Source organism: Streptomyces sp. NPDC043867 (genome assembly GCF_056435845.1).
This window is the reverse complement of sequence record NZ_JBWKDS010000002.1, coordinates 1-13,465: the sequence shown is the minus strand read 5'-3', so window position 1 is coordinate 13,465 and position 13,465 is coordinate 1. Positions and strand designations below refer to the sequence as shown.

Genomic DNA, 13,465 nt, shown 5'->3' with positions numbered 1-13,465 from the left:
GGAGCGTTTGAATCGGGCGTGAGTTGGTTCTGTATTTTCGTCGTCCGGCGTGAAAGGCGCGCGAAAGCCGGACGAAATCCTGGGCTCTTCTCTCCCGAATGGCCGCGCGAATCCGCGAGCCGGGTTGCCGCGGCGCGCGGATCGCCGGATTGTGGCGCATGATCTGGCGCCCATCCAGGGTCTGTTGCCGTGGATGGAGCCGCTGTGGCTCGCGGTGCCGCTGACCGGGCCGGCCGGGGAGGACGATCCGCTCGTGGGCAGGCGCCTGGCGAAACGGCCCCGCCTCAGCGCCGGGCCAGCTCGGCGGGCCTGCCCACGAAGCCCAGCTCCAGGGTGTCGTCGGCGTTCAGGATGCGGCGTTGCAGGCTCTGCAGGCGCGGTGCCGGTTCGAGACCCGTGCCGGCCGCCAGGGCGTTGCGTACGTCCTGGTAGGCGGCGAGCGCGTCATTGCGGCGGCCCGACAGGTACAGCGCCAGCATCAGGTACTCGTGCAGCACCTCGTCGTAGGGGTGGAGCGCCGTCAACGCACGGAGTTCACCCAGGACTTCGGAGTACCGCCGCAGCTTCAGGTCGAGGGCGAGACGCTGACTGAGGACCGACTTGCGGTCCTCGGCCAGACGCAGCACATGGGACTGCAGCACGGCACCGACCGGGATGTCGGACAGAGGGGCGTCCCGCCACAGGCTCAGGGCGTTGTTGAGCTGCGCCGAGGCCTGCGTGAGGTCACCCTGCTCCTGGGCTTCGGCGGCGGTGGCGACGAGCGCGCGGTAGCAGGAGATGTCGAACTGCTCACCCGGGACCTCGAGCCGGTACCCGGTGGGCTCCGTGATCAGCGTCTCCTTGGGCAGGGCCCGGTACGGGCCGCGGCCTCCGGCGCAGCCGAGGCTCTTGCGGATCTGCATGATGCAGTTCTGGATGCCGGTGGAGGCACTCATCGGTGCGTCGTCGCCCCAGAGTTCACGCTCGATGGTGGCGCGCTGGACGACCCGCCCCCGGTTGAGGATCAGTACCGCCAACAGCTTCCTGGCCTTGAGGGCAGTCGGGACCACCGACGTGCCGTTGAGCGTGACCTGCAGCGGCCCTAGCACCTTGGCGATCATCCCGACTCCTCTTCTCGTGCCCGGGTCGTCGTCCTGAGGTCTTTCCATGGACCCGGCCACCCATATGTATAGCAGTACATTAATGAACTGTGGTTCATTAATGCATTCTGAGTCGATCGGGAAGTGGTGGATGTCACTCCTGGTTCCCGGTGAGTTCACCTGCTGTGAGCAGGCAGGACTCTTCTCAAGATCGACTCTGGATACGATGCGTGCACGCAGGACTGCGAGGCAAAGTTGACCTCGTATGTAACTTTGTATCGGCATCGAAGCAGAGGGGTCTCATGCAGCAAGGCGGCATACCCGGCGTACCCGACATCGCGATCGTCGGTATGGGGTGCAGGTTCCCGGGGGCGAGCGGCGTCGACGCGTACTGGCGCCTGCTGGAGGGGAACGTCGACGCCGTCACGCCCATCCCCGCGGACAGGTTCGACCCGCGCCCGCACTACGCACCGCACCCGGGCGAACCGGGCAGGACCGTTTCCCGGCACGGGGGTTTCATCGACGACCTCTACGGCTTCGACGCGGGGTTCTTCGGCATCGCCCCGCGTGAGGCGCTGGACATGGACCCGCAGCAGCGCGTCCTGCTCAAGGTCGTGTGGGAGTCGCTGGAGAGCGCGGGCATCGTCCCCTCCGCACTCGCCGGGAGCCGCTCCGGAGTCTTCGTCGGACAGGCCACGGCGGAGTATGCGGACGTGGCCGGCGCCAACGCCATCAAGGACGTCCACGGCATGGTGGGCAGCCAGTTGCGGGCGATGACCTCCGGAAGGATCTCGTACGCCCTCGACCTGCACGGGCCGAGCCTGACCGTGGACACGGCATGCTCCTCGTCGCTCGTGGCCGTGCATCTCGCCCGGCAGAGCCTGCTGACGGGGGAGTGCGACCTCGCCGTCGCTGCCGGGGTCAACGCCGTGCTCTCCGTGTCCGACTCCGTCATCTACTCGCAGGGCGCCATGCTCTCCCCGGAGGGCCGGTGCAAGTTCGGCGACAGCTCCGCCGACGGCTTCGTGCGCAGCGAGGGCGTCGGGGCCGTGCTGCTCAAGCGGCTGCCGGACGCGGTGCGGGACGGGGACCCGGTCCTGGCGGTCCTGCGGGGCAGCGCGGTCACCAACGACGGCCGGGGCAGTGGCCTGCTGCTGCAGCCCGCCGTGTCCGGCCAGGTCGCCATGGTCCGTACCGCCTGCCGCAGCGCGGGCATCACGCCGGCGCAGCTGGACTACGTGGAGGCGCACGGCACCGGGACCCGGGTCGGTGACGAGGTCGAACTGCGCTCCCTCGCACAGGCTTTGCGGGAGGACGGTCCTGAGGGCGGGGCCACGGCGCGCAGGCTGCGTGTAGGGACGGTCAAGAGCAACATCGGCCACGCCGAGGCCGCGGCCGGTATCGCCGGGCTGATCAAGGCGGTACTCGTGGCCCGGCACCGGACCATCCCCGCGTCCCTGCACCACCGCACGCCGCATCCCCTGCTGGCCGACGCGGACTTCCCCGTCGAGTGCGTCTCCCGGAACACCCCGCTGGAACCCGCCGGCCCCAACGCCCTGCTCGGGGTCAGCTCCTTCGGGCTCTCCGGCGTCAACGCCCATGTGATCGTCGGTGAGTACGCTCCCGGCCCCGCGCCCGAACCGCCCGTCCCGTCCGCCGGGGACGGCCCCGAGCTGCTGGTGCTCAGCGCCCGCACCGAGCCGGCGCTGCGCCGCCTCGCCAGGCGCTACGCGGACCACCTGTCGCCCGCGGGGCCAGGGCGCGCGGTCCCGCTGCGGGCCCTGTGCCACGCCGCGGCCACGCGCCGGGACCACCACCCCTACCGGCTGTGGGCGGTGGGCCGCACCCATGACGAACTCGCCGATGCGCTGCGCGTGCTGGCCGAAGGGCAGGAGACCCCGCAAGGCGGCTTCGGCGAGGCCTGCTTCGGCCCAGACCGACGGATCGCCTTCGTCTTTCCCGGCCAGGGCTCGCAGTGGCTCGGCATGGGACGCGGTCTGCTCGCCGACGACACGGCGTTCCGCCGCACCATGACGGAGTGCGACGCGGCGGTCCGGGAGGAACTCGGCTGGTCGGTCCTCGAGTTGCTCGCCACCTCCGACCAGGACCTGCCGGGTGACGTCGCCGTGGTGCAGCCGCTGCTGTGGGCCATGGAGGTGTCGCTCGCGGCGTATCTCGCGGAAAGGGGGATCACGCCAGACCTGTGTCTGGGGCACAGTATGGGCGAGGCGGCTGCCGCATACGTGTGCGGGGCGCTGTCGCTGCGCGAGGCGGCCGCGGTCATCTGCCGGCGCAGCACCCTGATGCAGCGGCTGTCCGGGCAAGGGGCCATGCTCGCCGTCGACCTCTCGGCGGAGGAGGCCGCCGAGGTGGTGGCGGGCCACCGCGACCTGGTGTGCGTCGCGGCGGAGAACGCCCCGCGTGCCACCGTCCTCGCCGGTGACCCCGACGCCCTGCGGCAGATCACCGAGTACCTCGACGCGCAAGGGGTGTTCTGTCGTCCGGTGAAGGTCAATGTGGCCTCCCACTCGCCCGTGATGGACAGCCTGCGCGAGGATCTGCTCGCGGGCCTGGCGGACCTGGCCCCAGGACCGGCCGCGATCGGGATGTTCTCCACCGCCCGGTGTGCGACCCTGCGGGGAACGGAGCTGGACGCGGCGTACTGGATGGACAACCTGCGCGGACGGGTCCGCTTCGTCGAGGCCGTTCAGGCCGTCGCCAAGCAGGACACCGTCTTCGTCGAGGTCAGCCCGCACCCCCTGCTCGTCCAGCCGCTGAGCGCCGTACTGGCGGAACAGGGCGCCGCGCAGACGGCCGTGGCGACCCTGGTGCGACGGCAGGACGAGCACGAACTCATCCCACGGGCCCTGGGCAAGGTCTTCGCGCTCGGCGGCCGGGTCGAGTGGAGCCGCTGGTTCCAGGGGGTCGCGCCGATGGTTCCGCTGCCGCTGTACGCGTGGGACGAGGAGCAGTTCAGGCGCGAGCCCGCACCGGTCGCTCCCGCGGTGGCGCCGCGCGGGCACAGCCAGGAGATCGCCCTGCGCGACCTGGGTCTCGACGACTTGGGGGCGGGCGTGCGGGTGGGAGGTGTCTCGCCGGTCCCGCCCGTGGTGTATTTCGAGGCGGTGCGCGCCGCGGCGCACCGCCTGTCGGGGGCGGCCGGCATCGCCCTTGAGGACGTCGAACTCGGCGGCGCGCCGCTGCCGTTGGACCGGGTACGCGACGCCGCTCTGACGGTGACGCTCACCGCCTCTCCCGAACCGGGCGTCCTGATGTGCACGGTGACTGCCAAAGGCACCGCGCAGGACCCCTGGGACGGCGCGGTGTGCCTGGCGGGCAGAGTGCGGGTGCACGGCACGGATGAGGACGACCTGGTGGGGCAGGGTGAACAGTTCCTCGACGCGGGCCTGACCCGGTGCACGGAGTACGTGCCGGGCGCGGAGTTCTACCGGCGTGCCGCGGCCCGCGGTTACAGCGTCGACCCCGCGCTGAGCACCGTCGCCCGTCTGTGGCGCCGGGACGGCGAAGCGGTGGCGCGGATGGCGCCGTCTCCGGAAGCGGGGGCTGCCGCCCTGGAGGCCGGTCTCCTCGCGATGATCGCCGCGTGGCCGCATGCGCCGGGCGAGGGCGCGGCGCGTACATACACACCCGTGTCTTTCGAGCGCGTCCGGGTCGCCGACACGGACGGGCTGCGCCGGGAGCACTGGTGCCTGGCCGCGTTCACGCAGGCCGCGGACGGCGACGGCGCCCGCTGCGACCTGACGCTGCGCTCGGCGGACGGACGCCTCCTCGTGGAGTTCCGTGGCATCCGGCTGCTCCGGGCACCGGACCGCGGGGCGCCCACGGCTTCGGCGCCCGGCCCGAGGAGCGCCGCCGTGCCGGTGGCGGTCGCCGTGGCGCCCAATCCCGAGCCCGAGCCGGAGAGCACGGCGCCGGGAGCGGTGTCGGCCAAGGCCGACGACGTACTGAGGCAGATGGCCACGGTGCTCGGCACCTCGGTGTCCCGGATCGACCGGCGCAGGCCGCTGCGCTCGCTCGGGCTCGACTCGCTGCTTGCCGCCGAGCTGCGGGTGCGGCTCCAGCGGAACCTCGGCGTCGACATGACCGTGCAGCGTCTGCTCGGCCCGGAGCCGGCCGGGCACATCGCCGAGGAGTTAGCCGGCCTCGGTCACTGACGGACGGCGGGTGCAGGCGGGCCGTCCGGCAGTCCTGCCGGGCGGCCCACCCGGGCCAAACTTCTACTCCGAACCATAGATGTACTGTGGTATAAAGATTTTGATCACCGGGGGCAGCGCGACGAGGAGTAATGAGGACTCATGAGCACTGAATCGGCCCGCCCCCTCGGACGCCGGGAGCGCAGCAAGCAGCGCGTCAGGGACAGCTTGTACTCGTCGGCCCTGGCCCTCTTCGTGGAACAGGGGTACGACCGTACGACGATCGACCAGATCGCCGAGCGCGCCGACGTGGCCCGCGGGACCTTCTTCAACTACTTCCAGCGCAAGGAAGACCTGGTCACCGCCTGGGCCGAGTCGCGCACGCGCCGCCTCGAGGCCTGCATGCAGAAGACGCAGTCCGAGCACGACGACGTGACCGTGCACCTGGAGCGCTGCATGGCCACCCTCGCGGAGTTCAACGAGACGGAGCGCGACGTCACCCAGACCATGCTCAAGGCGTGGGTCCGGGCGGGGCGTCCGCTCCTCGAGGAGCCGTACGCGGGAAAGATCTTCGCGGACATCATCGACCGCGGAAGACAGCGCGGCGAGGTCCCCCTCGACATCGACCCGCTGCGCGTCGGGAACGTGCTGCGGGACGCCTACCTCGGTCTGCTCTACCGCTGGTCGCGGAACGCCGCGGGGCAGCGGCCGCTGCACATGGAGCTGCGCGAGATCCTCAGGATCGTCCTGACCGGCATCCTGTCCTATGCGCAGAGCGACGGGCGTGGAACACCGGCACCGGCTGCCACCGCCGAGAGCCGGTAAACGCCCAAGTCTCCGTCGCCCGCAGGAAATGCAGGGTCGGGGGAGACCTACGGTGCCGGCGGCGCTCTACGGGACGGCCGACGTGCGCCGCGCCGGGCCGGGAGCGCGGCTCCCGGCCCGGCGCGGACCGTGTTGGTGTGCGAGACCGGCCCTCGGCCTCCTGCCCCGAGGCCGGTCCCCAGGGGTTTTACGCCGCGGTCAGGACGAGTGCGGCGTTGTGGCCGCCGAACCCCAGCGACGTGCTGACCGCCGTGTCGATACGGCCGGTGCGGGCCTCGCCGGCGACCACGTCCAGGTCGACGGCCGGGTCCGGGTTCTTGAGGTTGGCGGTGGGCGGGACCACGCCGCGCTCGACGGCGAGCACCGCGTAGGCGGCCTCGATGGCGCCGGCGGCCGCCAGGGTGTGCCCGGTGACCCCCTTGGTCGAGGTCACCGCCGGCCGGCCGCCCAGCACCCGGCTCAGCATCTGACCCTCGATCAGGTCGTTCATCGGGGTCGCCGTGCCATGGGCGTTCACGTGGTCGACCTCGGACGTGCCGACCCCGGCGTCCGCCAGGGCGGCGCGCAGGGCCTGCTCGATGCCCCGCCCCTCCGGGTGCGGGGCCGTGGCGTGGTGGGCGTCGGACGACGCCGCGTAGCCGCGCACCAGCGCACGAATGTGTGCGCCTCTGGCCCGCGCGTCCGCCTCCCGTTCCAGGACGAGAACCCCCGCGGCCTCGGCGGCGACGAACCCGTCGCGTTCGGCGTCGAAGGGGCGGCTGGCGTGCTCGGGTGCTTCCCGGTGCCTGGACAGGGCCCCCATCTTCGCCAGGCCCGCCAGCACCGTCGGGGTGAGCGCGGATTCACTCGCGCCTGCCAGGACGATGTCGCAGACACCCGTCCGCAGCAGGTCGCGTGCCGTGCCGACGGCCGTCGCACCGGAGGCACACGCGGTGGCCGTCACCAGGCTGGGGCCGCGGGCGCCGCAGTCGATCGCCACGTAGCCCGCCGCCATGTTGGGCATGTACTTCGTCACCAGGAGCGGTGACACCTTCGCGGGTCCGCTGTCGCGGAGCGTGTCGTGCTGTTCCTCGAAGGTGGCCGCGCCGCCGAGTGAGTTGCCGAGGACGACTCCGACCCGGGTGCCGTCCCAGGTCAGCGGGTCGAGGGCGGCGTCGGCGACGGCCATGCGGGAGGCGACAAGGGCGAGTTGCACGAACCGCTCCAGCTGCCAGGAGGCGAAGCCGCCGAGCAGTTCTCCCGGGTCGAATCCCGGTACGCGGCAGGAGAAGTCGGTCGGCCTGCCGCTCAGCGTCTCGTCCCGGGTGGCGCAGGAACGTCCCGACAGCACCCGCTGCCAGTTCTCCTCGACGCCGATTCCGGCCGGTGTGACCAGGCCGAGGCCGGTGACGGCCAGGGCGTCCGCACGGCCCGGCGCCATCAGGCCGCCACCCGCTTGGCCTCGAGCAGCTCCACGACGTCACTGATGGTGTGGTGCTCGGTGAGCTCGCCGTCGGCTATCTCCACGTCGAACTCCTTGTCCAGGACGAGGCCCAGCTCGATCAGGACCAGCGAGTCGAAGGACAGCTTCCCGAGGGTCACCTCCGGTTCGATGCTCTCCCGCTTGACCTTGAACTGGTCCGAAAGCAGCGTGGAAACCCGCTCGGTGATGTTCTGCATGGTGTTCTCCTGAAGAGTTGAACCGTGCGGTGTGCACGGTGAGTCGTGTTGTCTGCGAAGCGGTTGCAAAGGCCGGGACTTGGCGTCCGCGCTGTCCGGAGTGGGCGTCAGTGCGCCGTGACGTCCGGCCAGATCAGTCCCACCGAGCCCCAGGTGAGTCCGCCCCCGAACGCGCCGAGTACGACGCGGTGGCCCGGCCGGAGTTCACCGCTCGCCGTGGCGTCGGCGAGGACGAGGGGGATGGACGCGGCGACGGTGTTGCCGACCCGCTCGATGTTGCTGGGGAAACGGTCGAGGGGCACGTCCACGCGTTCCGCGATCGCCGCGAGAATCCGGGCGTTGGCCTGGTGCAGGACGACCTTGTCGATGTCGTCGGCCCCCCAGCCCAGCTGCTCGGCGGTGGTACGCACCGACGTCGACATGTTCCGTACGGCCTCGGCGAAGACCGCCCGGCCCTCCATCGTGAAGTAGGTGTCCGCCACGTCGGCCGGCAGCCCGGTGGAGCGCTGCCGTGAACCACCCGCCGGGACTTCGATGAGATCACGGCGGGTGCCGTCGCTTCCCAGGTGCAGTCCGCTCAGGGCGCCCCGCTCCGTCGCCGGGCCGGCGCGCAGGAACACCGCTCCGGCACCGTCCCCGAAGATCGCCCTGGTGGTGCGGTCCGTGGGGTTGAGGATGGTGGAGAAGGTGTCCGCGCCGATGACCAGGGCCGTCTCGGCGGCGCCCGACGCGATGAGTCCGGCGCTCACGCCCAGCGCGTAGACGAAACCCGTGCACACCGCGGAGACGTCGAACGCCGCGGTGCCGGTGAGCCCGATCCGGCTGGCGACCTCGGGCGCGGTGGCCGGGCAGGGGCGGTCGGGGGTGCTGGTGGCGACCACCACCACGTCGGCCGTGTCGCTGCCCGCGGACTTCAGGGCCCTGCGGCCGGCCTCGACCGCGAGGTCGCTGGTCGCCTCGCCCGGGGCGATGACATGGCGACGGGCGATGCCCGTCCGACTCCTGATCCACTCGTCCGAGGTGTCGAGGTACTGGGCCAGATCGTCGTTGCTGACCGCGGTCGGCGGGAGCCAGGATCCCAGGCCCGCCACCACCGCCGCGCGATCGGCTGCGCTCATCCCGTGCTCCCGGGCCGACGCCTTCGCAGGGTGCTTCTCGTGCGGTCGTTGGCCGTCACTGCGTCGTTCCTCCTGGGCTGACTGCGCTGATACCGGGTCCGTCCGGTGACCTTGTCGTCCACCGGGAACCCCACGCTGGCACCAGCGGCTTCGATCTTGCTCACGAGCAGCCAACGCGCCGCTCACGTCCACCGTGAGCCCGGCATGAGCGGTGTGGGAGTGCGCCCGCCGACGATGGAACCAGCCCAGGGGGTGTCCCCCCGGGCAACGACGGTGTACGAGGGAGAGCAGTGCAGCAACGCAAACTGGGCAGCGACGGCCCGACCGTGAGCGGTATCGGCCTCGGCTGCATGGGGATGTCGGAGTTCTACGGGCCGACCGACGAGGCGCAGAGCCTCACGACTCTCCAGGCGGCCATCGACCGCGGTGTCACCTTCCTCGACACCGCCGACATGTACGGCAAGGGCCACAACGAGCAGCTGGTGGGCCGGGCCATCGCGGGCCGCCGTGACGAGGTGGTCCTCGCGACCAAGTTCGGGATGCGGCGGGACGACAGCGATCCGCGGCAGGGCCGCAAGGTCGACTCCAGCCCCGAGTACTGCAGGCAGGCCATCGACGCCTCCCTGCAGCGCCTGGGCGTCGACCACGTCGACCTCTACTACCTGCACCGCAAGGACCCCGACGTACCCATCGAGGAGACCGTCGGCGCCATGGCCGAGCTGGTCGGGGCCGGGAAGGTGCGGCACCTGGGCCTGTCCGAGGTGACAGCGCGGACGCTGCGCAGGGCACACGCCGTGCACCCCATCGCCGCGCTGCAGACCGAGTACTCGCTGTGGACCCGGGACGTGGAGGACGAGATCCTGCCGGCCGCCCGTGAGCTCGGCACCGCGCTGGTGGCGTACTCGCCGATCGGGCGGGGCTTCCTCACCGGCACCATCACCCGGCCCGAGGACCTGCACGACACGGACTTCCGGCACTCGCACCCCCGCTTCCAGGGCGAGCATCTGGCCCGGAACCTGGCGATGGTGGAACGGCTGCGCGAACTCGCGTCCCGATTCGACTGCACACCCGTGCAGCTGGCGCTCGCCTGGCTGCTCGCGCAGGGCACGGACATCGTGCCGATCCCCGGCACCCGGCGGGTGAAGTACCTGCACGAGAACGCCGCGGCCGCCGACATCAGGCTCACCGACGAGCAACTCGCCGCCGTGGCGGCCGCCGTGCCCAGGACCGCCGTCTCCGGGGACCGCTACGACCCGGCGGGCATGGCGACCGTCGGGCACTGAACCGGCCGCACCACCCCCCTTTACCCACGTTTCCACGAGCGCGGCACGCGCTCCCGCACCGACCTAGGACTCCCATGGCAGAAAAGCTCAAGCAACTGAAGCTCGCCGCTGTCAACATCGACGGCGTACTGCTCAACGACACCTTCAGCCCGGTCATCCACAACTTCATCGTCAGCCGCGGCGGCACCTACACCGCGGAGGTCGAGCGCAGCATCTTCTCCCAGCCCCAGCTGGTCGGCGGCCAGGGCATGGCGAACGCGGCACGCGTGCCGTGGACCGCACAGGAAGCGATCGACGTCTACTTCAAGGAGCGCGCGGAGTACACCGTCGACCACCCCGTCGAGCTGCTCGAGGGCGCGATCGACCTGTTGCATCGGCTGCGTGGGCTCGGCCTGCAGACCGTCAGCTACGGCGGCCTCGACAAGAGCCACTTCGACCACTTCCTCGGCGAGCATGCCCACCTCTTCGACGAGCCCGGCTACGTCTGCACCAACGACTTCCGCCCGGGTGTCCGCGAGATCACCACCGAGGTGTTCGGCTACGACTTCGACCAGGTCCTCTTCATCGACGACGTGGCCCGGGTCGCGGAGGTCTCGAAGGCCCTCGGCGTGCCGTTCATCGGTCACCCGAGCTCCTTCGAGCACAGCTTCCAGCCCCAGCTGATGCGTGAGGCGGGTGTGAGGCACCTGGTGGACTCGCTGACCGCCATAGACGAGGACCTGCTGCGCACCCTCGACGCCGAGGCCGCCGCACATACCGTCTGGCGCGACTGAGCCGCGCGGAGGACCGGCCCCATCCGCCCCCCGCCTGGGGCCGGCCCTCCGCGCTCCCCACACCAACTGCCATGTCACCATGTCAACGCCAGGAGTTACGTCTTGGAACTCGCCGACTCCCCGCAGACGGTGCTGCTCGACTTCGACGGAGTGCTGAGCCTCAACGCGTCTAGTCTGCTGCTGCGCGCCCTGCACGAAGGCATCAACCGCCATGCCCCGCTGCCGTTCGAGGCGACGGCCTCGCAGTTCAAGGCGATCTCCACGTTCCCGCAGCGGGACAGCCTGCGGGTGCTCTTCGCCGGCCTGGGCATCGAGCAGCACCTGAGCGACGAGATCGCTGCCCTGCGGGCGCTGACGTCACTGGGCCCCGAGCGCATGACCCTCGGCCACGGCGCCGAGGCGTTCTGCGTACAGCAGAGGGCTCTCGGGGTCCGGCTGCGGGTGTTCTCCACCATGGACCGTGCCACCGAACGCCGCTCGCTCCTCGACGGGCTGTTCCGGGACGAGGACTTCGTACCGCTGGCGCACGCCTCGAAGGCCGACCCCGACACGTATGTGTCGCTGCTCGCCGCCGACGGGGAGCAGGACCCCTCGCGGTGGCTGCTCGTCGACGACTCCCCGCTCGCACTGCGCGCCGCGAAGATCGCCGGGCTGCGTACGGTCCTGATGCGGGGCGAGGTCTTCACCGAGGAGGACGTCACCCCCTTCACCCGCTTCATCGACGCCCAGGTCACGTGCTTCGCCGAGCTAGGCCGCGTACTCACCGCCATGCGGCCGCCGTCCGACGAGTCCCCCGCACGGCCGCACACCCTCGCGTCCTGACCAGCAACGCCCGGATCAGACACACGGATTGAGACGTACGGATGTCCAACTCATCTGCCCAAGAGGACCTGCACGCCCGCGGTGCCGTCCCCGGCACCAAGGCCCCGCCTTCCGCCGCCGCGGACGGCCCCTCGGTCGGTCCCACCCGGGTGCTGGTCGCCATCGCCCTGGCAGCGGTGATGCTGCCGATCTCGGTGACCGGCCCCGGGGTGGCACTCGCCGAGATGTCCGGTGACCTCAAAGCGTCCGCGGCGTCCACCCAGTGGGTGCTCAACGCCTACAACGTCGCCTTCACGGCCTTCATGCTCGCCGCCGGTTCCGCCGCGGACCTCTTCGGCCGCCGCCGGCTCTTCCTCGGTGGTACGACGGTGTTCGCGCTGGCCTCACTCGTCGCCGGCACGGCGCCGACCATCCTGCTCGTGGACGTGGCCCGCTTCGCCCAGGGTGTGGGCGCGGCAGCCGTGCTGACCAGCGGGTCGGCGCTGCTCGCCCACGCCTTCCACGGCCCCGCCCGCGCCAGGGCCTTCGGCATCTTCGGCGCCGCGATCGGCTTCGGTCTCGCCATGGGGCCCTTCGTCTCCGGGCTGCTCGTGGGAGCGGCGTCCTGGCACGCGGTGTTCCTCGTCAACGTGCTGCTCGGCGCGGTCGTGCTGGTCCTGGCCCGGCCGCTGCCCGAGTCGCGCAACCCCGACGCCCGGCGGATCGACCTGCCAGGCGTGCTGACCTTCACGGTCGCCCTGCTGCTCCTGGCCCTCGGATTCGTCGAGGGCCCCTCGCAGGGCTGGTCCGGCGTGGCGACGCTGGGTGCGTTCGCGGGCGCAGCGCTGTTCCTCGCCGCGTTCGTGCTGGTGGAACTGCGCAGCCGCGAGCCGATGTTCGATCTGAGCCTGCTGCGCCGCCCCACGTTCGTGGCGATCATCTGGCAGCCGGTGAGCATCGTCTTCGCCTTCGCGGCCCTTCTCGTGTACCTGCCGCCGTACTTCCAGGGCGTGGGCGGCGCCAACTCGACCGTGTCCGGGGCCATGCTGCTGCCGCTCACACTGCCGGTGTTCGTGCTGCCGCTGTTCTCCGGTGTGCTGGTGCGGTGGCTCTCGGTACGGCTGCTGCTCGCCGTCGGCCCCGCCGTCCTGGCCGTCGCGCTGCTCCTGATGACGTTCACCGACCCGGTGTCCTCGCGTACCGGTATGTACGCCACCCTGCTGCTCGCCGGCGTCGGGATCGGCCTGGCCTTCGGTGTCATGGACAACGCCGCGGTGAGCGTGGTGCCGCCCGAGCGCAGCGGTATGGCGTCCGGCATGTTCAACACGCTCCGGGTCGCCGGGGAGACCATCGGTGTGGCGTGTGTGGCAGGGCTGCTGCTCACCTCCACGCGCCGGCAGCTGTCCTCCGCCGGTGTGCGCGACAGCGGCGCGCTGGCCGACGACGTGGTGCAGGGCCGGCTGGATTCCGCGCGCTCCGCGGGTGGCGGCGCCCTGGCCGACCGGGCGGTGCAGGGGCTGCAGCACGGCTGGGACGTGGTCTATGTGGTGCTCGCCTGCGTGGCGTTCGCCGGAGCGGTGGCCATCTTCACCATGGTCCGGGACCGGGACCTGGACGGCACCGGGGCGGGCCAGGAGGCGTAGGCCCGGATGTGAACCAGGCGCAGAACGGCTGTGGGGAGATCCGTTTTCGCGGAGGGGGCAACCAACAATTTGTCCCGCGCCGGCCGCCCACCCCCACCCAGCCTCCCTCCCACGAAAACGACCCCCCCCA

The 13,465-nt window shown here is 71.2% G+C and carries 10 protein-coding genes; 6 read left to right on the top strand and 4 right to left on the bottom strand.

Annotation, left to right across the window (positions count from 1 at the left end; all coding sequences use genetic code 11):
- Positions 1-284 precede the first annotated feature (284 nt).
- Positions 285-1,100, bottom strand: a complete 816-nt coding sequence (locus tag AC069T_RS02030) for an AfsR/SARP family transcriptional regulator (protein WP_478780853.1) — start codon at positions 1,098-1,100, stop codon at positions 285-287.
- A gap of 281 nt (positions 1,101-1,381) precedes the next feature.
- Between AC069T_RS02030 and AC069T_RS02025 the strand changes: the two genes are divergently transcribed.
- Both AC069T_RS02025 and AC069T_RS02020 read left to right on the top strand, forming a co-directional pair.
- A complete protein-coding gene (locus tag AC069T_RS02025) occupies positions 1,382-5,254 on the top strand; it encodes a type I polyketide synthase (RefSeq protein WP_478780852.1) in 3,873 nt (1,290 codons plus the stop codon).
- Positions 5,255-5,395: 141 nt separating this feature from the next.
- Positions 5,396-6,058: a TetR/AcrR family transcriptional regulator gene (locus AC069T_RS02020; RefSeq protein ID WP_478780851.1), complete on the top strand. Its 663-nt coding sequence runs from the start codon at positions 5,396-5,398 to the stop codon at positions 6,056-6,058.
- 187 nt (positions 6,059-6,245) lie between these two features.
- On the opposite strand, the gene AC069T_RS02015 is transcribed toward AC069T_RS02020, so the two are convergent.
- From AC069T_RS02015 to AC069T_RS02005, 3 genes are all read right to left on the bottom strand, one after another.
- Positions 6,246-7,478, bottom strand: coding sequence for a beta-ketoacyl-[acyl-carrier-protein] synthase family protein (locus tag AC069T_RS02015; RefSeq protein ID WP_478780850.1), 1,233 nt, complete (start codon positions 7,476-7,478; stop codon positions 6,246-6,248).
- On the bottom strand, positions 7,478-7,717 hold the full coding sequence (locus AC069T_RS02010; RefSeq protein WP_478780849.1) for an acyl carrier protein: 240 nt from the start codon (positions 7,715-7,717) through the stop codon (positions 7,478-7,480). The genes AC069T_RS02015 and AC069T_RS02010 overlap by 1 nt, the downstream gene beginning before the upstream one ends.
- 107 nt (positions 7,718-7,824) lie before the next feature.
- Positions 7,825-8,835 (bottom strand): beta-ketoacyl-ACP synthase III, encoded by a 1,011-nt coding sequence (locus AC069T_RS02005; protein ID WP_478780848.1) that lies wholly within the window; start codon positions 8,833-8,835, stop codon positions 7,825-7,827.
- Between the two features lie 290 nt (positions 8,836-9,125).
- Here AC069T_RS02005 and AC069T_RS02000 point away from each other — a divergent pair, with 290 nt between their 5' ends.
- The 4 genes from AC069T_RS02000 (at position 9,126) to AC069T_RS01985 (ending at position 13,335) form a co-directional block, all read left to right on the top strand.
- Positions 9,126-10,118, top strand: coding sequence for an aldo/keto reductase (locus AC069T_RS02000; protein WP_478780847.1), 993 nt, complete (start codon positions 9,126-9,128; stop codon positions 10,116-10,118).
- 74 nt (positions 10,119-10,192) lie between these two features.
- Positions 10,193-10,891, top strand: a complete 699-nt coding sequence (locus AC069T_RS01995) for an HAD family phosphatase (RefSeq protein WP_478780846.1) — start codon at positions 10,193-10,195, stop codon at positions 10,889-10,891.
- Between the two features lie 102 nt (positions 10,892-10,993).
- Positions 10,994-11,713 carry an HAD family hydrolase gene (locus tag AC069T_RS01990; RefSeq protein WP_478780845.1) on the top strand — a complete coding sequence of 240 codons (720 nt, stop codon included), beginning with the start codon at positions 10,994-10,996 and terminating at the stop codon, positions 11,711-11,713.
- A 41-nt stretch (positions 11,714-11,754) separates the two neighbouring features.
- Positions 11,755-13,335, top strand: coding sequence for an MFS transporter (locus tag AC069T_RS01985; RefSeq protein WP_478780844.1), 1,581 nt, complete (start codon positions 11,755-11,757; stop codon positions 13,333-13,335).
- The last annotated feature ends 130 nt before the right edge of the window (positions 13,336-13,465 follow it).

Excerpts from the sequence above, each read along its gene's own strand:
- AC069T_RS01985 (WP_478780844.1), top strand. The coding sequence starts at position 11,755 with ATGTCCAACTCATCTGCCCAAGAGGACCTGCACGCCCGCGGTGCCGTC.
- AC069T_RS01995 (WP_478780846.1), top strand. The coding sequence starts at position 10,193 with ATGGCAGAAAAGCTCAAGCAACTGAAGCTCGCCGCTGTCAACATCGAC.
- AC069T_RS02030 (WP_478780853.1), bottom strand. The coding sequence starts at position 1,100 with ATGATCGCCAAGGTGCTAGGGCCGCTGCAGGTCACGCTCAACGGCACG.
- AC069T_RS02015 (WP_478780850.1), bottom strand. The coding sequence starts at position 7,478 with ATGGCGCCGGGCCGTGCGGACGCCCTGGCCGTCACCGGCCTCGGCCTG.
- AC069T_RS02025 (WP_478780852.1), top strand. The coding sequence starts at position 1,382 with ATGCAGCAAGGCGGCATACCCGGCGTACCCGACATCGCGATCGTCGGT.
- AC069T_RS02005 (WP_478780848.1), bottom strand. The coding sequence starts at position 8,835 with ATGAGCGCAGCCGATCGCGCGGCGGTGGTGGCGGGCCTGGGATCCTGG.
- AC069T_RS02010 (WP_478780849.1), bottom strand. The coding sequence starts at position 7,717 with ATGCAGAACATCACCGAGCGGGTTTCCACGCTGCTTTCGGACCAGTTC.
- AC069T_RS02020 (WP_478780851.1), top strand. The coding sequence starts at position 5,396 with ATGAGCACTGAATCGGCCCGCCCCCTCGGACGCCGGGAGCGCAGCAAG.